Consider the following 22,570-nt stretch of genomic DNA (forward strand, 5'->3'; position numbering starts at 1 on the left):
TGGCATTTTATCAACCAGAAATTCCGGATACCCATAAATTCTTCGTTAAGGGTCCTGATAGGCCCGGAAAATTCGTATAGAACTCCTTCCAACTGTAACGGTCCTCTGTTAGGTAAGTCATGTACCCGGAAGGAGTACGTAACCCACTTCCCCAACGGAGAACCGGTAAGGAATATGTGCGGCATATCAGGAGAGTTTCGTTTCGACAACCAGGCAGCCGACCTCGCAGCGGTCGAACGCATCACCCACCACCTGGCCCCTCGAGGCCCCGACGCCTGGGGTTTCCATGCCCAGGGCCCGATCGCCCTCGGACATCGACGGCTGAAGATCATGGACCTGGCGGAAGCTTCCGGCCAACCGATGTTCGATCCCGATCTCGGCCTGGCCATGGTGTTCAATGGCGCCATCTACAACTACCCCGAACTGCGTGGCGAACTGGAAAGCCTTGGCTATCGGTTCTTCTCCGGCGGCGACACCGAAGTTCTCTTGAAGGGGTACCATGCCTGGGGCGCCGATTTATTGCCCCGGCTCAATGGGATGTTCGCCTTCGCCGTCTGGGAGCGCGATCGCCAGCGGCTGTTCCTGGTCCGTGACCGCCTCGGCATCAAGCCGCTCTACTACAGCCTCGACCGCTCGCGCCTGCGCTTCGCCTCGAGCCTGCCGGCCCTGCTCAAGGGCGGCGACATCGCCAGCGACCTCGATCCGCAGGCGCTGAATTTCTACCTCAACTTCCACGCCGTGGTTCCCGCCCCGCACACCTTGCTGGAGGGCGTGAAGAAGCTGCCGCCGGCGACCTGGATGAGCGTCGACCTCGACGGCAGCTGCGAGCAGCGCACCTGGTGGACGCTGGACTACGGCCCGCGCCCGGACGAGCGCGAGCTGACGCTCGACGACTGGCAGGAGCGCGTCCTCGACGGCCTCCGCGAAGCGGTGGCGATCCGCCAGCGCGCCGCCCGCGAGGTCGGCGTGCTGCTCTCCGGCGGGGTCGATTCGAGCCTGCTGGTGGGCCTGCTGCACGAGGCCGGGGTGGACAACCTGCTGACCTTCTCCATCGGCTTCGAGGATGCCGGCGGCGAGCGCGGCGACGAGTTCCAGTATTCCGACCTGATTGCCGAGCGCTATCACACCCGCCACCATCGCCTGCGCATCGGCGAGCACGAAGTGATCGAGCAGTTGCCGGCGGCCTTCCGAGCCATGAGCGAGCCGATGGTCAGCCACGACTGCATCGCCTTCTACCTGCTCGCGCGGGAAGTCTCGAAGCACTGCAAGGTGGTGCAGAGCGGCCAGGGCGCCGACGAGCTGTTCGCCGGCTACCACTGGTATCCGAAGGTGGATGGCGCCGACGACGCCTTCGCCGCGTACCGCGCGGCGTTCTTCGACCGCGACCACGAGGAATACCTGGCCACCGTCGGCGAGCGCTTCCGCGTCGAGGACGTCGCCGGGCGTTTCGTCCGCGACCACTTCGCCAGCCCCGGCGCCGAGGCCGCGGTGGACAAGGCGCTGCGCCTGGACAGCACGATCATGCTGGTCGACGACCCGGTCAAGCGGGTCGACAACATGACCATGGCCTGGGGCCTGGAAGCCCGCGTGCCGTTCCTCGACTACCGCCTGGCCGAGCTGTCGGCGCGCATTCCCGCCCGCTTCAAGCTCGGCGATGGCGGCAAGCAGGTGCTCAAGGGTGCCGCGCGCAAGGTGATTCCCAGCGAAGTCATCGACCGGCCCAAGGGCTACTTCCCGGTGCCCGGCCTCAAGCACCTGCAGGGCCGCACCCGCGAATGGGTACGCGAGCTGCTGCTCGACCCGAGCCAGGACCGCGGCCTGTTCCAGCCGGCGATATTCGATCGCCTGCTGAGCGATCCGGACGGCGACCTCACACCGCTGCGCGGCTCCAAGCTGTGGCAGCTGGCCGCCCTCAACCTCTGGCTCAGCGAACAGGGACTTTGAAAATGGACCCCCAACGCAGGGGCCCGAACCAGGAGCGATCATGAAAGGCCACTTGCATCTGCCTCACCCGCACAACCAGCGCCTGCAACGTATCCAGGCGCCCACCTACGAACGCCTGCAGGCGCGTCTCGCCGAAGATCACAGCGAGCCCACCGAGAAACCGCTGAGCATCCACTGCGGCTGGGGCCGCCTGCTGATCGGGCAGACCTACCCGGACGCCGAGGAACTGGCCCGCGACCTGTTGCAGGAAGCCCCCGGCGAACGCGACATCGCGCTCTACGTGGCGGCGCCGCAGCAGGTCCTGGCCCACGCCCCGCAGCAGCTCTTCCTCGATCCCTCGGATACCCTGCGCCTGTGGTTCACCGACTACCGCCCGGCGCGTCGTCCGCCACGCGGTTTCCGCATCCGCCGGGTGCATACCGAGGAGGACTGGGCGGCGATCAACCGCCTGTACCTGGCGCGCGGCATGCTTCCGGTGCAGACCGAGCGCCTCAGCCCGCGCCACCAGGGCGGGCCGATCTACTGGCTGGCCGAGGACGCCGACACTGGCGTCGCGGTAGGCACGGTGATGGGCCTCAACCACGCCAAGGCGTTCCAGGACCCGGAGGGGGGCTCCAGCCTCTGGTGCCTGGCGGTGGACCCGCAATGCAGCCGGCCGGGCGTCGGCGAGGCGTTGGTGCGGCACCTGGTCGAGCACTTCATGAGCCGCGAACTGGCCTACCTCGACCTCTCGGTGCTGCACAACAACCAGCAGGCCAAGGCGCTCTACCGCAAGCTCGGCTTCCGCGAACTGGCGACCTTCACCATCAAGCGCAAGAACGGCATCAACCAGTCGCTGTTCCTCGGCCCCGGCCCGGAGGAAGACCTCAACCCCTACGCCCGGATCATCGTCGACGAGGCCCACCGGCGCGGCATCGAGGTGCGCGTCGACGACGCCGAGGGCGGCCTGTTCACCCTGACCCAGGGCGGCCGGCAGATCCGCTGCCGTGAATCGCTCTCCGACCTGACCACGGCGGTAAGCATGACCCTCTGCCAGGACAAGGTCCTCACCCACCGCGCCCTGCAGCACGCCGGCCTGCGCCAGCCGCAGCAGCGCCTGGCCGGCAGCGCGGAGGAAAACGCCGCGTTCCTCGCCGAGCACGGTTCGCTGGTGGTCAAGCCGGTGGACGGCGAGCAGGGCCAGGGCGTGGCGGTGGACCTGCGCACCGCGGAAGAGGTCGAGGAGGCCATCGAGGCCGCCCGCCATTTCGATTCGCGCGTGCTGCTGGAGAGCTACCACGCCGGCCACGACCTGCGCGTGCTGGTGATCGGCTACGAGGTGGTGGCCGCCGCCATCCGTCGTCCCGCCGCGGTGATCGGCGACGGCCGGCACAGCATCCGCGAGCTGATCGAGGCGCAGAGCCGCCGGCGCCAGGCCGCCACCGGCGGGGAAAGCCGCATCCCGCTCGACCACGAGACCGAGCGCACCCTGCGGGCCGCCGGCTATGGCTACGACGACGTGCTGCCCAGCGGCGAACACCTGGCCGTGCGGCGCACCGCCAACCTGCACACCGGCGGCATCCTCGAGGACGTCACCGACGCCCTCCATCCGGCCCTCCGCGAGGCCGCGATCCAGGCCGCGCGGGCCCTGGAAATACCGGTGGTGGGCCTGGACTTCCTGGTCGAGGCCGCCGACCAGCCCGACTACGTGATCATCGAAGCCAACGAGCGCGCCGGCCTGGCCAACCACGAGCCGCAGCCGACCGCCGAACGCTTCGTCGATCTTCTCTTCCCCCTCAGCCGCGAGGTGCCTTCATGACCCCTCTGCCACAACCGGACCTCAACTACCTGCAACGGGTGCTGCTGGAGATGCTCGCCATCCCCAGCCCCACCGGCTTCACCGATACCATCGTGCGCTATGTCGCCGAGCAGCTCGACGAACTTGGCGTGCCCTTCGAGATGACTCGCCGGGGAACCATCCGGGCGACCCTCCAGGGCCGCCTGAATACCCCCGACCGGGCGGTTTCCGCGCACCTCGACACGATCGGCGCGCTGGTCCGCGAGATCAAGCCCAACGGCCGCCTCGGCCTGGCCCCGGTAGGCTGCTGGTCGAGCCGCTTCGCCGAGGGTAGCCGGGTCACGGTGTTCACCGAACAGGGCGTGTTCCGTGGCAGCGTGCTGCCGCTGCTGGCTTCGGGCCACGCCTTCAATACCGAGGTGGACAACCTGAAGATCAGCTGGGACAACATCGAGCTGCGTCTCGACGCCTATACCGCCAGTCGCGCCGACAGCGAGAGCCTGGGCATCTCGGTGGGTGACTACGTGGCCTTCGATCCGCTGCCGGAGTTCACCGAGAGCGGCCATATCAGCGCCCGCCACCTGGACGACAAGGCCGGGGTCGCGGCGCTGCTGGCGGCGCTGAAGGCGGTCAAGGAAAGCGGGCAGGAGCCGCCGATCGACTGCCACCCGCTGTTCACCATCACCGAGGAAGTCGGCTCCGGCGCCGCCGGCGCCCTGCCCTGGGACGTCAGCGAGTTCGTCGGCATCGACATCGCCCCGGTGGCCGAAGGCCAGAACTCCAACGAGCACAGCGTCAGCGTGGCCATGCAGGACTCCGGCGGGCCCTACGACTTCCATCTGTCGCGGCACCTGCTGCGGCTCGGCGAGCGCCACGACATCGCCCTGCGCCGCGACCTGTTCCGCTACTACCACAGCGACGCGCAGTCGGCGATCGCCGCCGGCCACGACACCCGCGCCGCGCTGCTGGCGTTCGGCTGCGACGCCACCCACGGCTACGAGCGCACGCACATCGACAGCCTCGCCGCGCTGAGCCGCCTGCTCACTGCCTACATCCTCAGCCCGCCGGTCTTCGCCAGCGACGCCAAGCCCCGGGAAACCTCGCTGGAACGCTTCAACAAGCAGCTCGAGCATCCGGTGCACATGGAAAGCTGCACCCACGTCCCGCCGGTGGACGAAGTGCTCGACAGCAGCAACAACAGCGACAAGGGCTGAGCCCGCGCCGGCCTCCCCGCCCCCGGGGAGGCCGCCCTCCTCTCCAGCCAACTGCTAGGCTGATGGCAGGTTCCCTCGCCTGTCTCATTTCCTCCGTAGCATCATGCGTGCCGACTCGTGTCCATGGAGTAGTTGCATGTCCCGACTCTGCCTGGTCCTGCTGTTGCTCTGCTGCGCGCTGCCGGCCCGGGCGCAGCCGCCCGCGCCGCTGGACGGAGAGGACCTGCGCCTGTCCCTGGGCGCATACGCCGAATACTACCGCGACGCCGGCGGCAAGGCGCGCCTGGGCGACATCCTCGCCTTGCCGGCCCAGGCCTTCGCCGCCCTGCGCGGCGACCACGCGAACTTCGGCAAGAACGCCGCGGCCTGGTGGTTCAGGGTGCGCCTGGACAACCGCAACGGCGCCGACCTGGCCGGTTTCCTGGAGGTCAACTACCCGCTGCTGGACGACCTCAAGGTCTACCTGCTGACCGCCGATGGGCGCATCGAACAGCAGGAGAGCGGCGACCTGTTCGCCTTCTCCCAGCGCCCGGTGCAGGTGCGCAACTTCTGGTTCCCGCTGCGACTGCCGCCCGGCGAGAGCACCCTGCTGCTGCGCGTGCAGAGCACCAGCACCGTCTACGTGCCGCTGTACTTCAGCACCTACGCGGCCAGCGCGGCCAGCCAGGAAACCCTGATGGGCTTCAACGGGGCCTTCTACGGGGTGCTGTTCGGGTTGTTCTGCTACAACCTGTTCCTCTTCGTCTCGCTGCGCGAGGCCACCTACGCCTGGTACCTGCTGTACAACCTCAGCCTCGGCCTGTTTTCCGCCAGCTTCGACGGCCTGCTGTTCAAGCTGCTGCCCGGACACGTGGCGCTGGAGTCGGCCGGCATCTACCTGCTGATGTACCTGAGCTGCCTGGTGTCGATCCAGTTCAGCCGCGGCTACCTCTACACCCGCCGCGACTTCCCGCGCCTCGACCGCTTCCTCCGCGGCCTGCTGCTGGCCTGCGTGGTCCTGTTGGCCAGCGAGCCGCTGGTGGGGTTGCGCGCCTGGAACGTCCTCGCCAGCCTGACGGTGATGCTGGTCTCCCTCAGCCTGCTGCTGGCCGGCGTCCACGTCTGGCGCCAGGGCCTGCGCTACGGCCTCTACTACATCCTGGCCTGGGGCGCGCTGCTGCTGTCGTTCCTGGTCACCACCGCCGCCTCGCTGGGCTTCGAACTGTTCGGCCTGTTCGGCAGCAGCGTGGTCAAGATCGGCATGACCGTGGAACTGGTGACCCTGTCCATCGGCCTCGCCGACCGCATCAATGCGCTCAAGGAGGAAGGCTTCCGCTCGCGCCAGGCGGCCGAGCAGGCGCGGGTGGAGAACGAGGCGAAGAGCCGCTTCCTGGCGAAGATGAGCCATGAGATTCGCACCCCGCTGAACGGCGTGCTGGGCATGCTGCAACTGCTCCGCGATACCCCGCTGGATCGCGGCCAGGCAGCCTACGTGGAGACCATCGCCAGCTCCGGCAGCGCGCTGATGTCGGTGATCAACGATATCCTCGACTACGCTCGCATCGAGTCCGGCAAGCTGCACCTGGAGCGCATCGACTTCGACCTGGAGGAACTGCTCTCCGACACCCTGGCGCTGTTCAGCGCCCAGGCCGTGGAAAAACGCCTGCGCCTGCATCTCGGCCTGGACAGGGGCGTGCCGCGCCGCCTCAACGGCGACCCGACGCGGTTGCGCCAGGTACTGATGAACCTGCTCAGCAATGCCCTCAAGTTCACCGCCGAAGGCCATGTCGCCGTGCGCGTGCAGCGGCGCTTCGACGAGGGCGGACGCGAGCGCCTGCTGTACAGCGTCAGCGACAGCGGCATCGGGATATCCGCCCAGGCGCAGAAGACCCTGTTCGAATCCTTCTCCCAGGCCGACTCCAGCACCACCCGCCGCTACGGCGGCAGCGGCCTGGGCCTGGCGATCAGCCGCGAACTGGTGCAGATGATGGGCGGGCGCATCGAGGTGAGCAGCGAGCCGGGCAAGGGCACCCGGTTCAGCGTCGACCTGCCGCTCAGCCCCGCCCTCGACGCCGGCGAAGCGGACGAACTGGCGCAACTGCTGCAACACCGTCCGGCCCTGCTGGCCAGCGAGGACAACCTGACCCTGGACTGCCTGCAGGCATTGCTGGAGCGTTGGGGGCTGCGGGTCGAACGCTGCCTGCAGCCGAGACGGCTGAACGCCTACCTGGAGGACTTCAGCGCACCGCCCCTGCTGGTCCTGGCGGCGCCCTGGCCGGGGCCGCCGTCGATCTGGCTGGACACCCTCTATGCGCAACTGGAGCAAGGCCAGCGCATCCTCCTGCTATGCCCGCCGCAGCACTGCCAGGACCTGCCGCCGCACGAAGGCCTGCGCCTGCTGGCCCTGGCCCAGCCGGTGGCGGTGAAGGCCCTGCGCGAAGCCCTGCTGGAACTGTACCGGGAGCGGCGCCGACAGCCAGGGCGGAGCAGCGAGGCGGCCCCGGACGAACGCCTGGACGCCCCATGCATCCTGGTCGCCGAGGACAACCCGGTGAACCAGCTGGTGGTGCGCGGCTTCCTCGCCAAGCGCGGCTACGCGGTGCGCCTGGCCGGCAACGGACGGCTCGCGCTGGACGAGTACCTGCGCGACCCGAACGGCATCCAGTTGATCCTGATGGATGGCGAGATGCCGGAAATGGACGGCTTCGAGGCGACCCGCCTGATCCGCCGGGAGGAGCGTGCCCAGGGCTGGCCGCGCGTCCCGATCGTCGCCCTGACCGCGCACATCCTCGACGAACACCGCCGGGCCGGAATCGAGGCCGGCATGGACGCCTACCTCGGCAAGCCGGTGGACCGGGCGGAACTCTATGCCACCCTCGAACGCCTGCTCGGCCAGCCTTCGCGACAGGCATGACAGTACGCGATGCGTCGCGCTAGCATTCGCCGCCATACCGGAGTACCGCCATGCTGATCCCCCACGACCTGCTCGAAGCCGACACCCTGAACAACCTGCTGGAAGACTTCGTCACCCGCGAAGGCACCGACAATGGCGACGAGACCCCGCTGGACGTGCGTGTAGAACGCGCCCGGCATGCCTTGCGGCGGGGCGAGGCGGTGATCCTGTTCGACCCGGAGAGCCAGCAGTGCCAGTTGATGTTGCGCAGCGAGGTGCCTGCGGAGCTGTTGCGCGACTGAGTCGCGGCATCGACCCGCCTGGCGGGGCGGGTTCGCCGCCCTGCACACCCCGGAAACGCCGGACAGCGCCCCTGCTCCGCAGGGCGAATAACCGCTCGCGGTTATCCGCCGCTCATCCGCCCGCCCCCTCACTCCTTCGCCCCACCCTCCTCCGTTTCCAACGCCGCCCTGGCGATGTTCCGGCTATGCGCGCCGAAATGCCCGATCAGTTCGATCAGTTGCGCGTTCAGCGCCGCATTGTCGTGGGCCTCGGGGCGTGGCTGGTTGCTCTCGCTGAAGTCCTGCGCGGCGGAGGCCGGGCGGGCGGCCAGCCATTCGCCGATGGCGGCGTCGAAGGCCGCGGCGTGGGCGTTCGACTCGGCGGCCACCACCTCGCGCAAGTAGGTCGGCGAATAGGCCGGATAGGCACCGTCGCGGCGGGTGTCGGCGTAGGCGTCGAGCATCGGCTGCGGGCGGCCGTCGCGGAGCAGTTGGCGCAGCCAGTCGAACTGGTATTTCTCCACCGCGGTATGGCGGTTCGCGACACGCTCGATGGCCGCCTGTTTTTCCTCCGGGTAGCCGAGCAATGCCTTGCCCTCCATCTGTAGCATCGCCGCCAGGCTGGCACCGGGCAGCGGCGTGGAGTGGTAGGGCTGGGTGATGTCCTGGATGTAGTGCATGCCCCAGCCAAGGAACCGGTAGCCCCAGTAGGGATGACCGTTGGCGAAGGCGAAGCGGGACAGGCCGAAGTACTGGTAGGCACGCCATTCCGGCCAGGCCCGGGCGAGGAACGGCGCGCCGCTGTAGATCACCGCCGCCTCGTGGTAGAAGCCCATGTGGAACGGCGCCTGGGAGCTGAACTCGAAGCGCGGGTCGCCGAATGGCTGGGTGCCGAAGCCGTAGCGCTGGCCGGCCTCGCCAGGGTTGTCGCTGAACAGGTTGATGTCGTGGCCGTAGTCCGGTTCGTCGGCGGCGGTGGCCAGCACTGCCAGGGGCGCGACTCGCTCGCCGGGCTCCAGGCGGATGAAACGCCAGGCGGTCCACGGCGAGAGGTTCTGGAACACCAGCACCTCCTGTGGCTTGAGGTGCGGGCGCTGCGGCTGGTCCTGCCCGGGAAGCGGCTGGATCGCCAGCGCCAGGCGGATCTCCGGGTTGACCCGCAGCGCCGCGAGGAACGCCTGGCGCAAGTCGCCGGCCTCGCCGTCGGCGGCGAAGCGCAGGGCGTCCGGACGCGCCGGGTAGTTGCCGATATGCGCACGGGCGTAGGCTTCCTGCTCGTCCAGCAGTGCGGCCAGTCCGCCGCGCTCGGCGGCGAGGAACGCCTCCAGCGGCTCCACCTCGACTTCCGGCGCCTCGCGGATGGCCGCCAGCTCGCGCAATGCCAGGTAGCTGCCCACCGTATGGTTGGACCAGGCCCACAGGCTCGGCGAGAGGACCCACGCCCCCAGCAGCAGGCAACGCAACAGCAACTTCATCGGCTTTTCGCTCTTGTCTCGACTCGGTGCCGGCAAGCCTACCAATGCGGGACACCCCAGGGCACTGTCCTGCCTGGACATCGGAACTCTCCGATAGCGCCATCGGACCAATGTCTATCCACGCCGGGCCGGCCCCATGACCGCCATCAATGGCGCCCAGGCGCCAGGCGGCTAGACTTTCCCGACATCAGGCACGCTGATACAAGGCACCCATCTGATGCTCCAGTCCGTTTCGCCCAAGCACGACCTGCCCCTCAAACCCGAAGGCCAAGCGGCCAAGCCAGAACGCACCGGCACCTGGGCGCCGTTCTCGATCCAGGCCTTCCGCATCATCTGGATCTGCAACCTGTTCGCCAACCTCGGCACCTGGGCCCAGTCGGTGGCCGCCGCCTGGGTGGTCACCGACGCCCACGCCAGCCCGCTGATGGTGGCGATGATCCAGGTCGCCGCGGCGCTGCCGCTGGTGCTGCTGTCGATCCTCTCCGGGGTCATCGCCGACAACCACGACCGGCGCAAGATCATGCTCTGGGGACTCAGCTTCGAGATGACCGGGGCGATGTTCGCCACCCTGCTGGCCTTCCTCGGCTACCTCGACCCGGTGCTGCTGATCATCTCCATCCTCTGGATCTCCCTCGGCGGCTCGGTGACCATCCCGGCCTGGCAGGCGGCGGTCAACGAGCAGGTGCCGGCGCGCATGGTCAGCGACGCGGTGCTGCTCAACAGCGTCAACTACAACGTCGCCCGCGCCGCCGGCCCGGCCCTCGGCGGCCTGTTGCTGAGCGCGGTGGGACCGGCCTGGGTGTTCCTGTTCAACAGCTTCTGCTACATGGCCCTGATCTGGGCGATCTGGCAGTGGCGGCGCGACGTGCCCAAGCGCAGCCTGCCGCCGGAAGGCATCCTCGAAGGCGTCACCGCGGCGCTGCGCTTCACCCAGTACTCAACCGTCACCCGCCTGGTGATGATGCGCTCCTTCGCCTTCGGCCTCTCCGCCAGCGCGGTCTGGGCCCTGCTGCCGCTGCTGGCGCACCGCAACCCGGACGGCGACGCGGCGATCTACGGCTACATGCTCGGCGCCCTCGGCCTCGGCGCGATCCTCGGCAGCACCCAGGTCTCGCGCCTGCGCCAGCGGATCGGCAGCAGCCGGCTGATCAGTCTGGCCGGCTTCACCCTGGCGCTGATCCTGCTGACCCTCGGCCTGGTAGACAACCTCTGGGTCCTGTTCCCGGTGCTGATCCTCGGCGGCGGCTGCTGGATCGGCGCCCTCGCCACCTACAACTCGGCGGTGCAGATCCTCGTCCCCGACTGGATCAAGGCGCGCGCCCTGGCGTTGTACCAGACCGCGCTGTACGGTGGCCTGGCGCTGGGTTCGTTCCTCTGGGGCCATCTCGCCGAGACCATGACCGTGCACGGTGCGCTGCTGGCCGCCGGCTGCCTGCTGCTGGCCTCGGTGATCCTGCTATACAACTCGCGCCTGCCGGAAATGGACGCCGCCAGTATTTCCCGCGCGCCGGCGAGCATGCCCGGGCAGCCGAGCTTCGTCTTCAACACGCGGCGGGGCATGGTGCTGGTCTCCATCGAATACCGGATTCCCGCCGAGCGCACCCGCGACTTCGTTCGCGCCGCCCAGCCGCTGCGCCGCCTGCGCCTGCGCAACGGCGCGGAGCGCTGGTCGCTGTTCCGCGACGTGAGCAACCCGGAGGTCTGGCAGGAACTGTTCCTGGTGGACAACTGGATCCAGCACCTGCGCATGCTCGACCGCATGACCCTGGCCGACAAGATCGTCATCGACAACGTCACCGCCCTGCATGCCGGCGACGGTCCGCCGCAGATCCGCCATTGCGTGAGCTACGAGGCCAGCAGCTACGATACGCCGCTGGTGAAGAGCGCCACGCCGCCGGCCAACGACGAGGCGGGCGCGACGGCGGGGAGTTGAGAACGGGGCCTGGCAGTCCCTCGGGGCGGACAGCGCCAGCGGCGTTATCCGCAATCCAACGCCGGCGCGATCACTCCGCCGTCGGCTTCTTGCGCTTGAGCGGCGCCATGCCGTCGGCGCTGACCACCGCCGACGGCCCGGCCTTCGGCCGCGCGGCGGGCTTGCGCTTGGCCGCGGGCTTGGCGGCGGCGCCCTTCCTGTCCTGCTTTTTCTTCTTGCTGCCGGCGGCCTTGCCCGACGCCTTGAGCTTCTTCGGCCCCTGGTAGGCGGCCTTCAGTTCCTTGATGTTGCGTCGTTCGAAGTTCTGCTTGAGGTAGCGTTCGACGCTCGACATCAGGTTCCAGTCGCCATGGCAGATCAGCGAGATCGCCAGGCCCTCGGCGCCGGCGCGACCGGTGCGGCCGATGCGGTGCACGTACTCGTCGCCGCTGCGCGGCATGTCGAAGTTGATCACCAGGTCCAGGCCTTCGACGTCCAGGCCGCGTGCGGCGACGTCGGTGGCGACGAGGATCTTCACCGCGCCCTGCTTCAGGCGCTCGATGGCCAGCTTGCGGTCCTTCTGGTCCTTCTCGCCATGCAGGACGAAGACCTTGTGCTGGTTGGCGATCAGCCGCCCGGTCAGGCGATCGGCGGAGACCCGGGTATTGGTGAAGACGATGGCCTTGGTGTAGGTCTCGTTGCTCAGCAGCCATTGCAGCAACTGTTCCTTGTGCGCCACGTCGTCGGCGGTGATGACCTGCTGGCGGACGTTCTCGTTCAGCTCGCCGACCTGGTTCAGGCGCAGCACTTGCGGCTCGCGCAGCACCTCGGCGATCACCTTGTTCAACCCGGCGCCGCTGTGGGTGGCGGAGAACAGCAGGGTCTGGCGCTCGGCCGGGCAGGCGTTGGCCAGGGCCAGCACGTCGTCGGCGAAGCCCATGTCGAGCATGCGGTCGGCCTCGTCCAGCACCAGCACCTCGATGTCCTGCAACGGCAGGTTGCCGGCGTTGCGCTGCTCGAGCAGGCGGCCGGGGGTGCCGATGATGATCTCCGGGTTCTTGCGCAGGCGCGCGCCCTGCACCTTGAAGTCCTCGCCGCCAGTGATCAGGCAGGCCTTGATGAAGGTGAACTGGGCGAAGCGCTCGACTTCCTTGAGGGTCTGCTGGGCCAGCTCGCGGGTCGGCAGGAGGATCAGCGCGCGCGCCAGGGAGCGCGGCTTGTCCTCGGCCAGCAGGCGGTGCAGCAGCGGCAGCAGGAAGGCCGCGGTCTTGCCGCTGCCGGTCTGCGCCGTGACCCGCAGGTCGTGCCCCTCCAGCGCCTTGGGAATGGCCGCGGCCTGGACCGGCGTCGGCTCGCTGAAGGACAGGCTTTCCAGTGCCTTCAGCAGGCGTTCGTGGAGGGGAAATTGGCTGAACAAGGGAGACCTCGGCATTGCACGTGAAAATGGACAGGTGCATAGCCTAACGGTTGCCGCGCCGGCGCGCAGGCTTTATTCGCGCGGCGCGACGGCCAGCGCCGGCGTCGCAATCGGCTCGACGCCGGGTCGCCGCCAGGCAAGCGCGGCGCGGGCGGCGATCGCAGACTCGTTCGACGCCCGCCGCCCAGAGGAACCAGGTCATGCCCGACGCGCCCGCATCCGCCGCCGAACGCCTCGAACGGCTGCCGCTGAGTCCGTATCACCGACTGATCTTCGTGATCATCGCGCTGGCGTTCTTCTTCGACTCGATGGACCTGGCGATGATGACCTTCCTGCTCGGCTCGATCAAAGCCGAGTTCGGGCTCGACTCGGCGCAGGCCGGGCTGCTGGCCAGCTCGAGCTTCTTCGGCATGGTGATCGGCGCGGCCCTGTCGGGCATGCTCGCCGACCGCTTCGGACGCAAGCCGGTATTCCAGGCCAGCATCGTGCTCTGGGGCCTGGCCAGCTACCTGTGCTCCACCGCCGGCGACCTCGGCAGCCTGACCTTCTACCGGGTATTGCTGGGGATCGGCATGGGGATGGAGTTTCCCATCGCCCAGTCGCTGCTGTCGGAGATGATCCCGGCCAGCCGCCGCGGCAAGTACATTGCGCTGATGGACGGCTTCTGGCCGCTGGGCTTCGTCGCCGCCGGCTGCCTGTCCTACTTCCTCCTGCCGCTGACCGGCTGGCGCAGCATTTTCCTGGTGCTGGCGCTGCCGGCGGTGTTCGTCCTCGCCATCCGCTTCCTGATTCCCGAGTCGCCGCGCTGGCTGGAGCAGGCCGGCCGGCGCGAACAGGCGGACCGGGTATTGCGCGACATAGAAGCACGGGTGATGCGTTCGCTGGGCCTGACCGAGCTGCCGCCGCCGCTGCGCCAGCCGCAGCGGGAACGCAGCCGTCCGGGCTTCTTCAGCGCCTTCGCCGAACTCTGGTCGCCAGCCTACCGGCGCCGCACCCTGACCGTCTGGGGCCTGTGGTTCTTCGCCCTGCTCGGTTTCTACGGCCTGACCTCCTGGCTCAGCGCGCTGCTCCAGCAATCCGGCTTCGCCGTCACCCAGTCGGTGTACTACACGGTGCTGATCTCGCTGGCCGGGATACCCGGCTTCCTCTGCGCGGCCTGGCTGGTGGAAAGCTGGGGCCGCAAGCCGAGCTGCGTGCTGATGCTCCTCGGCGGCGGCGCGATGGCCTACGCCTACGGCCAGACCGCGGTGTTCGGCGGCAGCCTGGCGCTGCTGATCGGCTTCGGCCTGGCCATGCAGTTCTTCCTGTTCGGCATGTGGGCGGTGCTCTACACCTATACGCCGGAACTCTATCCGACCTCCGCGCGCGCCACCGGCTCGGGCTTCGCCTCGGCGGTCGGGCGAATCGGCTCGCTGCTCGGCCCGCTGGTCACCGGGCTGGTCCTGCCGCTCACCGGCCAGGGCGGGGTGTTCACCCTCGGCGCCCTCTGTTTCGGCGTCGCCGCCCTGGTGGTCTGGGCCTTCGGCATCGAGACCCGCGGGCGCACCCTGGAGGAGCTTGCCGGCTGAGCCCGCGCGTCGGCGGAAAACCTTTGTAGACACGTCGGGGATGCGATCCGGCGCCCGATGGGGCACTCTTGGTTCCTTTGTGCGTTCCCGGCCCCCGCGTCGGGATCTCCGTTCAACCGCGGGGCCGGCCCGTCCCCCCCGCCCGCAACAAAGGAAGTCGCCTGTCCATGGACTCCACATCCCTTCTCGACCAGCTCTCCGGGTACTGGTCGGCGCTCGACCAACACCCTATCCTGCACGCCGGCCTGGCCTTCGGCCTGCTGCTGGTGGGCGCCCTGATTCTCGGCCGGGTGGCCCGCTACATCGTCCTCTACGCCGCCAACCTGCTCGCCCGCCAGCCCGCGCTGCACTGGCTCGGCGACCTGATCCGCAACAAGGTGTTCCAGCGCCTGGCACAGACCACGCCCTCGCTGCTGGTGCAATTCGGCCTGCCATGGATCCCGGAGATGCCGGACAAGGCCGCGCACTTCCTCGGCAACCTGGCACTGGCCTTCACCGTGCTGTTCCTGATCCTCGCCCTCACCGCGCTGCTGAATGCCCTGCTGGACATCTACGCGCGTACCGAGCATGCCCGCACCCGTTCGATCAAGGGCTACGTGCAACTGGCGAAGATCGCCGTGTTCGTGTTCGGCGCGATCATCATCGTCTCGATCATCATCGACCGCTCGCCGCTCCTGCTGCTGTCCGGCCTCGGCGCGATGTCGGCGGTCCTCCTGCTGGTCTACAAGGACACCCTGATGTCCTTCGTCGCCAGCGTGCAGCTCACCAGCAACGACATGCTGCGGGTCGGCGACTGGATCGAGATGCCGCAGGTCGGCGCCGACGGCGACGTGGTGGACATCACCCTGTACACCGTGAAGGTGCAGAACTTCGACAAGACCATCGTCTCGGTGCCGACCTGGCGCCTGATGTCGGAGTCGTTCAAGAACTGGCGCGGCATGCAGCAGTCCGGCGGACGGCGGATCAAGCGGGCGATCTACGTCGACTCCAGCCAGGTGCGTTTCCTCGACGAGAAGGAAGAGCGGCGCCTGAGCCAGGTGCGCCTGCTCACCGAATACATGGCCCGCAAGCAGACCGAGTTGCAGGAGTGGAATGCCGCCAACGGCGGGGTCGCCCCGCTGGCCGCCAACCGCCGCCGGCTGACCAACATCGGTACGTTCCGCGCCTACGCCCTCGCCTACCTGCAGAACCACCCGGACATCCATCCGCACATGACCTGCATGGTCCGCCAGTTGCAGCCGACCGCCCAGGGCATCCCGCTGGAGATATACTGCTTCACCCGCACCACCGCCTGGGTCGACTACGAGCGCATCCAGGGCGACGTGTTCGACTACCTGCTGGCGGTGATGCCGGAGTTCGGCCTCGGCGCCTACCAGCAGCCCAGCGGGCAGGACCTGCGCCAGGGGCTGCAAGGCATGCTCGAAGGGCGTGACGCCGGGGCCCGCTCGTTCGAGGCGCTGGCCGCGCCGAGCCGCAGCGACGAAGCCACCGCCTGAACCGAGGAAAACCGTCCATGAAACCGCACCTGACCTACTACGTCGCCGCCAGCCTGGACGGTTTCATCGCCCGCCCCGACGGCAGCGTCGACTGGCTCGACCGTTTCGCCGAGGGCGGCAACGACCACGGCTACAAGAGCTTCTACCAGGGCATCGACGGCCTGCTGATGGGCCGCGGCACCTACGATATCGTGCGCGGCTTCGGCGACTGGCCGTATCCGGGCAAACCCTGCCAGGTACTCACCCGCAACCCGCAGGAAAGCGCAGCGGAAGGCGTCGAGTTGCGCCACGTCACACCCCAGGAAGGCCTCGCGCGCCTCGGCGAACAGGGCTGCCGGCGGATCTGGCTGGCCGGCGGCGGCAGCCTCGCCGGCAGTTGCCTGGCGGCCGGGCTGCTCGACGAGGTGATCGTCAGCGTCATTCCGCAGCTGCTCGGCGCCGGCATCCCGCTGTTCGCCGGCGGCCGCGAGCGGCGCCTGCAACTGCTGGAACAACATGGCTACAACAGCGGCATCGTACAGATGCGCTACCAGGTGATCGCCGAGGACGACCCGCAATGACCGACAACCTGCTGAGCATTTCCGCCGCCTGCCTGTTCGACGACCAGGGCAACCTGCTGCTGGTGCGCAAGCGCGGCACCCAGGCCTTCATGCTCCCGGGCGGCAAGCGCGAGCCGGGCGAAACGCCCCTCGCCGCGCTACAGCGCGAACTGCTGGAGGAACTGCGCCTGCCGATGGGCGCCTCGACCTTCGAGCACCTCGGCAGCTTCCAGGCGCCGGCGGCCAACGAGGCGAACACCCGCGTCGATGCCGATATCTACGTCGCCCGCCTGCCCCACGCCGTCTGTGCGCAGGCGGAGCTGGAGGAACTGGCCTGGCTGGTCCCCGGCCAAGCGCAGCCGGACAATCTCGCGCCGCTGCTGCGCGATCATGTCCTGCCGGCCCTGGCGCGGCGCGCGGCGGAAAACCCGGAAACCCAGGCCGAACACCGGACGCGCCCCGATCATGTGCGCTGAGCGCTAGCGCTACCGTCAACGAAAAAGGCCACCTCGGGGTGGCCTTTTCGCGTTCTCGCACCGATCGCGCGGAATATCGGCGGTTAACGCCTCTGCCTTGTGCGCAGCCTGCGGCTAAGCCTCAGAACGAAGTCCGGCGGTAGGCACGGTAGCGCGGGAACCAGAAGTTCGCCTCGATGGCGTCGTTCAATACCTCGTCGCTGGTATGCAGGGCCTTGCCCTCGGCCTGGGCCTGCTTGGCCACGGCGACGGCGATGCGCTTGCTGACCTCGCGGATGTCGCCCAGCGCCGGCAACACGGCGCCCTCGCCCCGGGTAACGATCGGCGAGCAGTTGGCCAGGGCGTTGGCCGCGGCCATCAGCATGCCTTCGGTGACCCGGTTGGCCCGCGCGGCGATCACCCCCAGGCCGATGCCGGGGAAGATATAGGCGTTGTTGCACTGGGCGATGGGAATCCGCTTGTCGCCCACCTGCACCGGTTGGAACGGGCTACCGGTGGCGACCAGCGCCTGGCCGTCGGTCCAGTTGAGGATTTCCTGCGGAGTCGCCTCGACCCGCGAGGTCGGGTTGGACAGCGGCATCACCAGCGGCTGCTTGCAATGGCTGTGCAGCTCGCGGATGACCTCTTCGGAAAACAGCCCGCGCTGCCCGGAGACGCCGATCAGCACCGTCGGCCGGGCATTGCGGATCACTTCCAGCAACGCCAGGTCGTCGCCCTGCTGGCCGCCCCAGGCACCGAGGTCGGCGCGCTTCTGCGCCAGGCGGTGCTGGAAGTCGAGCAGGTTGCTCATGTCGTCGGTGAGCAGGCCCCAGCGGTCGACCATGAAGATGCGCCGACGCGCCTGGGCCTCGTCCAGGCCCTCCAGTTGCATGGCGGCGATGATCTGCTCGGCGATGCCGCAACCGGCGGAGCCGGCGCCGACGAAGGTCACGGTCTGCTCGCTGAGCTTCTCGCCCTTGGCCTTGCAAGCCGCCAGCAGGGTGCCCACGGCCACCGCGGCGGTGCCCTGGATGTCGTCGTTGAAGCAGCACAGCTCGTCCTTGTAGCGCTCCAGCAACGGCATGGCATTGGTCTGGGCGAAGTCCTCGAATTGCAGCAGGACGTTGGGCCAGCGGCGCTTGATCGCCTGGATGAACAGGTCGACGAACTCCTCGTACTGCGCCCCGCTCACCCGCTCGTGGCGCCAGCCCATGTACATCGGGTCGTTGAGCAGGTCCGGGTTGTTGGTGCCGACGTCCAGCACCACCGGCAGGGTGTAGGCCGGGCTGATACCGCCGCAGGCGGTGTACAGCGACAGCTTGCCGATCGGGATGCCCATCCCGCCGATGCCCTGGTCGCCCAGGCCGAGGATCCGCTCGCTGTCGGTGACCACCACGATCTTCACGTTGTTCTTGGTGGCGCTGCGCAGGATGTCGTCGATCCGCTCGCGGTCCGGGTAGGAGATGAACAGGCCGCGGTGGGTCCGGTAGATCTTCGAGAACTCCTGGCAGGCCTGGCCGACCGTGGGGGTGTAGATGATCGGCATCATTTCTTCCAGGTGCTCCTCGAGCAGGCGGAAGAACAGGGTCTCGTTGTTGTCCTGGATCGAGCGCAGGAAGATGTGGCGGTCCAGATCGGTGTTGCACAGGTTGTACTGGCTGTAGGCGCGCTCGGTCTGCTCCTCGATGGTCTCGATGTTGTGCGGCAGCAGGCCCTGCAGGTTGAAATCGATGCGTTCCTGGGTACTGAACGCGCTGCCTTTGTTCAGCAGCGGCATCTCCAGCAGCGAAGGGCCGGCATGGGGAACGTACAAGGGACGCTTGGCTGTTTCGGTCATATCTGGACTCGCTTCTACGGGCTTCACTCGGGTACGGGGACCACGAACATACCCCCGGCGCAGAGGCTTTCCAAGGCCACGGCGAACAACAGGTCATTGCCGGACCCGCAAGTATCGCCACTTGCACGGCGAAACCGGCGCGTCACATCCGGAACCGACCATTCGACGAATGGTCAGAAGGCTGGCGTCAAAATAGGTCACAATAGCCGCCGCTTTCGTAGGGGAATACGCTGGGAACGCCGATGAGTCCCCGATTTTCCTTCGTGAAGCCCGTTATCGCCGGGACAACCTGAATGCATCCAGGCCCGGAAGCAGTTGGCCGTTTCGTTTGACGGCCTGGTCGGAAGAGTCAGGAGGGCTCGTTCCGGTCACCCAGAAGACACTCCGATGAACAGAGAGTAACCACGAACCAGCGGAAGCCTGGACCGTTATTCACGCACGCGAAGACATGCCGAAATGCGTTCACCCTTTTTGACATGCCTGTCTGTAGGCTTCGCGGCCCTTCTGGCCGCCCTCTCGACGCCCAGCCTGGCTTCCAACCAGGTCACCCACACCTTCAAGCCGTCGAAGAATTCCACCCTGTCGCCCAGCCGGGTCGTCAGTACCCGCCAGTCCGCCAACCGCTCGGTGGTCGCGGCCGCCGCTTCCGAAGTCACCGACCGCGCCTTCAGCATGATCGGCACCCCCTACCGCTGGGGCGGCACCACGCCGAAGAAAGGCTTCGATTGCAGCGGCCTGGTCAACTATGTGTTCCAGGACGTCGATGACGTCGACCTGCCGCGGACCGCCCGCGCCATCTACAACATGGACAACAACAAGGTCTCCCGCGGCAAGCTGCAACCGGGCGACCTGGTGTTCTTCCGGATCCGCAGCCGCAGCGTCGACCACGTCGGCATCTACGTCGGCAACGACCGCTTCGTGCACGCGCCGCGGCGCGGCAAGAAGGTCCGCGTCTCCGACCTCAACAGCAGCTACTGGAAACGCCACTACCTGGCCGGCAAGCGCATCCTGCCGACCACCCTCGCCCAGGTCGAAAGCACCCGCAAGCGCTGATTCCGGCGCCTGCGGCTCGCTCAGATGCCCCGTCGCGCCTGTTTCCTCAGCAGGCGTGCGCTGTCCCAGCCGGTCAACAGCACCGCCAGCCAGATCGGCGCGTAGGTCCATAGCTGCTCGGGACGGAACGCCTCGCCGAGGAACAGTACCGCCACCAGGAACAGCAGCACCGGTTCGACGTAGCTGAGAATCCCGAACAGCCCCATCGGCAGCAGTCGGCTGGAAGCCATCATCGCGCCGAAGGCCAGCGCGCTGATCAGCCCCAGCATCGGCAGCAACAGCCACAGGCGTGGCGCCTCGCGGAAGGCCTGGCTCTCGTCGCCCAGCCAGTACAGCGCGGCCAGCGCCAGCGGCAGCAGGAAGAGCATCTCGAAGACGAACCCGGACAGCGCGTCCACGCCCATCCTGCGCCGCAGCATGAAGTACGGGGGATAGCCCAGCGCGGTGACCAGGGAGACCCAGGAGAACGCGCGGGTCAGCCAGAACTCGTGGAGCACCCCGGCCAGCGCGCAGGCCACGGCGATAGCCTGCAGCGGCGTCAGGCGCTCGCCGTAGAACACCCGCCCCACCAGCACCATCGCCAGCGGCAGGAGGAAGTAGCCCAGCGACAGTTCGAGGGTCTTCCCGGCCAACGGCGCCCAGATGAAGATGCCCCATTGCAGCAGCATCATCGCCGCGGTCAGCGGGAAGCAGGCCAGCAGCCAGGGCTCGGCGAACAGCCGGCGCCAGGCGGCACGCAGGGTCGGCCACTGGCGGGTGGCGACGACCAGCAGGAATACCATCGGGATCGACCAGACCACCCGATGCGCTACCACCTGCAGGCTGTCCAGCGGCTCCAGCAGGTGGACGTAGCCCGGCAGGGTAACGAACAGCACCGAGGCGGCCAGCGACAGCAGCACGCCCTGTCCGGAAATCCTCATGCACGCACCTCGCGCCGGCCGAGCCGGTTGACCCACAGCGAAGCGACGATCACCGCGCCGCCCAGGGCCAGGCGCGGCAGGTCGGCGTGCTGGTTCCAGATCAGCAGGTTGAGCAGCAACCCGACCGGCACGTGCAGGTTGTTCATCACCGCCAGGGTACCGGCGTCCACCTCGGTGGCGCCCTTGTTCCACCAGAACTGGCCGAGGGCGGTGGCCAGCAGCCCCATCCATACCAGTACGCCCCATTGCAGCTCGCCGGCCGGCAGGCGCTGCGGATCGCCGAACAGCAGCCAGGCAGGCAACGCCACCAGCAGAGCGCCAACGAAGAAATAACCGAAGCGCTGGCGCTGCGGCAGCGCGGACGGGTACTTGCGCACCAGGCGCTTGTACAGCACCTGGCCGGCGGCGAAGGTGGCGTTGGCCAGTTGCAGCAGCAGGAAGCCCTGGAGGAACTCGCCGGTGATCCCGTCGTAGCGGATGATCGCCGCGCCCAGCACCGCCACCAGCGCGGCGGCCAGGGCCCAGAAGTTGAAGCGGCGGTTGAGCAGGTCGTCGAACAGGGCCACGTGGACCGGCGTCAGCACGGTGAACAGCAGCACCTCGGGCACCGTCAGCACGTTGAAGCTCAGGTACAGGCAGACGTAGGTGATGCCGAACTGCAGCGCGCCGACCAGCATCACCCCGCCGACGAAACGCGGTTCGACGCCGCGCCAGCGGGTCAGCGGGAGAAACACCAGGCCAGCGAGAAGGACCCGGGTAAGCACGGCGAAGTAGCTGTCGACCTGGCCGGCGAGGTACTCGCCGATCAGGTTGAAGGAGAACGCCCAGAGGACGGTGACGAACAGTAGATAACGCATGGACCAGGCACCAGGATGGGGCGCCGACCATAACGTTTTTGCCGCCGCCAAGGAAGGCCGCGCGGGCCCGCGGCCACCCTCGCCGTGTACTACTTGCCGTGCGCGGTGGGCCAGCGGTATTCGAGCCAGTGCTCCATGCGCTGGCGCAACAAGCCGCTCTGCTCAGCGATGTGCAGCCACTGGTCGACGTAGCGCTTGAAGGCCTCGTCGCGCGGCAGCAGGTAGGCCTTCTCGGCGAAGTCGAAGGGTTGCTGCGGATGCACGGCGCAGAGTTCCGGGTGCAACCGTGACTGCAGGCGGGCCTCGATGGCGTCGGTCATCATCAGGTCGGCCTTGCCGTCGACGATCTGCTGGAAGATCGTCACGTTGTCCGGATGCACCAGGATCCGGGCCTTCTTCAGGTTCGCCCGGGCGAACTTCTCGTTGGTGCCGCCGGGGTTGACGATGGCCGTCACGCCCGGCTGGTCGATCTGCTCCAGGGTCTGGAAACGTGCTTCTTCGCTACAGAGGGTGATCGGCGTCTTGCCGTCGCGCAGGTAGGGAATCGAGAAATACGCCTGGCGCTGGCGCTCCAGGTTGATCGAGATGCCGCTCATGGCGATGTCGAAGCGGTCGTCGGCGAAATCGCGCATCAGGTTCGGCCAACTGGTCGGCACCACTACCAGCTTGGCCCCCAGGCTCTCGGCCAGGCGCTGCGCCATGTCCACATCGAAGCCAGCATAGCCGCCCTCTTCCGTGCGGTAGCTGAAGGGCTTGTAGTCGCCCGTGGTGGCGACGCGCAGCACGCCGCTTTCGAGGATGCGGTCGAGGCGGCTCTCCTGCGCCTGGAGGCTGGCGCTGGCCAGCAGCGCAAGGCAGGCCAGGGCCTGGACGAGATGGCGGAATGACTTCGGCATGGCGACTCCTCGGGATGGCGGACCGCAGAGAGACTACGCAAGTCGGCAGCCGCGGCC

17 protein-coding genes are annotated in these 22,570 nt (G+C 68.0%); 11 read left to right on the forward strand and 6 right to left on the reverse strand.

Going from position 1 to position 22,570, the window contains the following annotated elements:
• The first annotated feature begins 174 nt into the window (after positions 1 to 174).
• The 5 genes from HMPREF2914_RS09180 to HMPREF2914_RS09200 all read left to right on the forward strand — a co-directional run bounded on the left by HMPREF2914_RS09180 (position 175) and on the right by HMPREF2914_RS09200 (position 8,109).
• Positions 175 to 1,944: an N-acetylglutaminylglutamine amidotransferase gene (locus HMPREF2914_RS09180; protein ID WP_023092612.1), complete on the forward strand. Its 1,770-nt coding sequence runs from the start codon at positions 175 to 177 to the stop codon at positions 1,942 to 1,944.
• 40 nt (positions 1,945 to 1,984) lie between these two features.
• Positions 1,985 to 3,742: an N-acetylglutaminylglutamine synthetase gene (ngg, locus tag HMPREF2914_RS09185; protein WP_003111433.1), complete on the forward strand. Its 1,758-nt coding sequence runs from the start codon at positions 1,985 to 1,987 to the stop codon at positions 3,740 to 3,742.
• Positions 3,739 to 4,935 (forward strand): osmoprotectant NAGGN system M42 family peptidase, encoded by a 1,197-nt coding sequence (locus HMPREF2914_RS09190; protein WP_003111432.1) that lies wholly within the window; start codon positions 3,739 to 3,741, stop codon positions 4,933 to 4,935. Before ngg ends, HMPREF2914_RS09190 begins: the two co-directional genes overlap by 4 nt.
• 136 nt (positions 4,936 to 5,071) lie before the next feature.
• Positions 5,072 to 7,828 carry a hybrid sensor histidine kinase/response regulator gene (locus HMPREF2914_RS09195; protein ID WP_023092611.1) on the forward strand — a complete coding sequence of 919 codons (2,757 nt, stop codon included), beginning with the start codon at positions 5,072 to 5,074 and terminating at the stop codon, positions 7,826 to 7,828.
• A 50-nt stretch (positions 7,829 to 7,878) separates the two neighbouring features.
• Complete coding sequence (locus HMPREF2914_RS09200; protein ID WP_003091959.1) at positions 7,879 to 8,109, forward strand: YheU family protein; 231 nt, start codon at positions 7,879 to 7,881, stop codon at positions 8,107 to 8,109.
• 128 nt (positions 8,110 to 8,237) lie between these two features.
• On the opposite strand, the gene HMPREF2914_RS09205 is transcribed toward HMPREF2914_RS09200, so the two are convergent.
• Positions 8,238 to 9,563, reverse strand: a complete 1,326-nt coding sequence (locus tag HMPREF2914_RS09205) for a phospholipase C/P1 nuclease family protein (RefSeq protein ID WP_023981163.1) — start codon at positions 9,561 to 9,563, stop codon at positions 8,238 to 8,240.
• Positions 9,564 to 9,780: 217 nt separating this feature from the next.
• Between HMPREF2914_RS09205 and HMPREF2914_RS09210 the strand changes: the two genes are divergently transcribed.
• Positions 9,781 to 11,496: an MFS transporter gene (locus HMPREF2914_RS09210; protein WP_003103747.1), complete on the forward strand. Its 1,716-nt coding sequence runs from the start codon at positions 9,781 to 9,783 to the stop codon at positions 11,494 to 11,496.
• A gap of 70 nt (positions 11,497 to 11,566) precedes the next feature.
• On the opposite strand, the gene HMPREF2914_RS09215 is transcribed toward HMPREF2914_RS09210, so the two are convergent.
• Positions 11,567 to 12,907, reverse strand: coding sequence for a DEAD/DEAH box helicase (locus HMPREF2914_RS09215; protein WP_003122185.1), 1,341 nt, complete (start codon positions 12,905 to 12,907; stop codon positions 11,567 to 11,569).
• A 185-nt stretch (positions 12,908 to 13,092) separates the two neighbouring features.
• On the opposite strand from HMPREF2914_RS09215, the gene HMPREF2914_RS09220 reads away from it, so the two are divergent.
• The 4 genes from HMPREF2914_RS09220 to HMPREF2914_RS09235 all read left to right on the forward strand — a co-directional run bounded on the left by HMPREF2914_RS09220 (position 13,093) and on the right by HMPREF2914_RS09235 (position 16,971).
• Positions 13,093 to 14,460 (forward strand): MFS transporter, encoded by a 1,368-nt coding sequence (locus HMPREF2914_RS09220; RefSeq protein WP_003091973.1) that lies wholly within the window; start codon positions 13,093 to 13,095, stop codon positions 14,458 to 14,460.
• Between the two features lie 167 nt (positions 14,461 to 14,627).
• A complete protein-coding gene (locus HMPREF2914_RS09225; RefSeq protein ID WP_003091979.1) occupies positions 14,628 to 15,956 on the forward strand; it encodes a mechanosensitive ion channel family protein in 1,329 nt (442 codons plus the stop codon).
• A 17-nt stretch (positions 15,957 to 15,973) separates the two neighbouring features.
• The gene (locus HMPREF2914_RS09230) at positions 15,974 to 16,516 is read left to right on the forward strand and encodes a dihydrofolate reductase family protein (RefSeq protein ID WP_003111057.1); all 543 of its coding nucleotides are present in this window, start codon (positions 15,974 to 15,976) and stop codon (positions 16,514 to 16,516) included.
• The gene (locus HMPREF2914_RS09235; protein ID WP_003113894.1) at positions 16,513 to 16,971 is read left to right on the forward strand and encodes an NUDIX hydrolase; all 459 of its coding nucleotides are present in this window, start codon (positions 16,513 to 16,515) and stop codon (positions 16,969 to 16,971) included. Before HMPREF2914_RS09230 ends, HMPREF2914_RS09235 begins: the two co-directional genes overlap by 4 nt.
• 121 nt (positions 16,972 to 17,092) lie before the next feature.
• On the opposite strand, the gene HMPREF2914_RS09240 is transcribed toward HMPREF2914_RS09235, so the two are convergent.
• Positions 17,093 to 18,787 carry an NAD-dependent malic enzyme gene (locus tag HMPREF2914_RS09240; RefSeq protein ID WP_003091987.1) on the reverse strand — a complete coding sequence of 565 codons (1,695 nt, stop codon included), beginning with the start codon at positions 18,785 to 18,787 and terminating at the stop codon, positions 17,093 to 17,095.
• Between the two features lie 456 nt (positions 18,788 to 19,243).
• Here HMPREF2914_RS09240 and HMPREF2914_RS09245 point away from each other — a divergent pair, with 456 nt between their 5' ends.
• Positions 19,244 to 19,840: a C40 family peptidase gene (locus HMPREF2914_RS09245; RefSeq protein WP_003103763.1), complete on the forward strand. Its 597-nt coding sequence runs from the start codon at positions 19,244 to 19,246 to the stop codon at positions 19,838 to 19,840.
• Between the two features lie 20 nt (positions 19,841 to 19,860).
• Here HMPREF2914_RS09245 and rarD read toward each other — a convergent pair whose 3' ends face one another.
• From rarD to pheC, 3 genes are all read right to left on the reverse strand, one after another.
• Positions 19,861 to 20,760 (reverse strand): EamA family transporter RarD, encoded by a 900-nt coding sequence (gene rarD / locus HMPREF2914_RS09250; protein ID WP_003091995.1) that lies wholly within the window; start codon positions 20,758 to 20,760, stop codon positions 19,861 to 19,863.
• Complete coding sequence (locus HMPREF2914_RS09255) at positions 20,757 to 21,617, reverse strand: carboxylate/amino acid/amine transporter (RefSeq protein ID WP_016263194.1); 861 nt, start codon at positions 21,615 to 21,617, stop codon at positions 20,757 to 20,759. Before HMPREF2914_RS09255 ends, rarD begins: the two co-directional genes overlap by 4 nt.
• A gap of 89 nt (positions 21,618 to 21,706) precedes the next feature.
• The gene (gene pheC / locus HMPREF2914_RS09260) at positions 21,707 to 22,513 is read right to left on the reverse strand and encodes a cyclohexadienyl dehydratase (RefSeq protein WP_003092003.1); all 807 of its coding nucleotides are present in this window, start codon (positions 22,511 to 22,513) and stop codon (positions 21,707 to 21,709) included.
• Positions 22,514 to 22,570 lie beyond the last annotated feature (57 nt).

Origin of the sequence: Pseudomonas sp. HMSC067G02 (genome assembly GCF_001813485.1) — a bacterium.
Classification (GTDB): Bacteria; Pseudomonadota; Gammaproteobacteria; order Pseudomonadales; family Pseudomonadaceae; genus Pseudomonas; species Pseudomonas aeruginosa.

Coding starts and splice junctions, on each gene's coding strand:
- HMPREF2914_RS09180 (WP_023092612.1), top strand. CDS start 175: ATGTGCGGCATATCAGGAGAGTTTCGTTTCGACAACCAGGCAGCCGAC.
- ngg (WP_003111433.1), top strand. CDS start 1,985: ATGAAAGGCCACTTGCATCTGCCTCACCCGCACAACCAGCGCCTGCAA.
- HMPREF2914_RS09190 (WP_003111432.1), top strand. CDS start 3,739: ATGACCCCTCTGCCACAACCGGACCTCAACTACCTGCAACGGGTGCTG.
- HMPREF2914_RS09195 (WP_023092611.1), top strand. CDS start 5,072: ATGTCCCGACTCTGCCTGGTCCTGCTGTTGCTCTGCTGCGCGCTGCCG.
- HMPREF2914_RS09200 (WP_003091959.1), top strand. CDS start 7,879: ATGCTGATCCCCCACGACCTGCTCGAAGCCGACACCCTGAACAACCTG.
- HMPREF2914_RS09205 (WP_023981163.1), bottom strand. CDS start 9,563: ATGAAGTTGCTGTTGCGTTGCCTGCTGCTGGGGGCGTGGGTCCTCTCG.
- HMPREF2914_RS09210 (WP_003103747.1), top strand. CDS start 9,781: ATGCTCCAGTCCGTTTCGCCCAAGCACGACCTGCCCCTCAAACCCGAA.
- HMPREF2914_RS09215 (WP_003122185.1), bottom strand. CDS start 12,907: ATGCCGAGGTCTCCCTTGTTCAGCCAATTTCCCCTCCACGAACGCCTG.
- HMPREF2914_RS09220 (WP_003091973.1), top strand. CDS start 13,093: ATGCCCGACGCGCCCGCATCCGCCGCCGAACGCCTCGAACGGCTGCCG.
- HMPREF2914_RS09225 (WP_003091979.1), top strand. CDS start 14,628: ATGGACTCCACATCCCTTCTCGACCAGCTCTCCGGGTACTGGTCGGCG.
- HMPREF2914_RS09230 (WP_003111057.1), top strand. CDS start 15,974: ATGAAACCGCACCTGACCTACTACGTCGCCGCCAGCCTGGACGGTTTC.
- HMPREF2914_RS09235 (WP_003113894.1), top strand. CDS start 16,513: ATGACCGACAACCTGCTGAGCATTTCCGCCGCCTGCCTGTTCGACGAC.
- HMPREF2914_RS09240 (WP_003091987.1), bottom strand. CDS start 18,787: ATGACCGAAACAGCCAAGCGTCCCTTGTACGTTCCCCATGCCGGCCCT.
- HMPREF2914_RS09245 (WP_003103763.1), top strand. CDS start 19,244: ATGCGTTCACCCTTTTTGACATGCCTGTCTGTAGGCTTCGCGGCCCTT.
- rarD (WP_003091995.1), bottom strand. CDS start 20,760: ATGAGGATTTCCGGACAGGGCGTGCTGCTGTCGCTGGCCGCCTCGGTG.
- HMPREF2914_RS09255 (WP_016263194.1), bottom strand. CDS start 21,617: ATGCGTTATCTACTGTTCGTCACCGTCCTCTGGGCGTTCTCCTTCAAC.
- pheC (WP_003092003.1), bottom strand. CDS start 22,513: ATGCCGAAGTCATTCCGCCATCTCGTCCAGGCCCTGGCCTGCCTTGCG.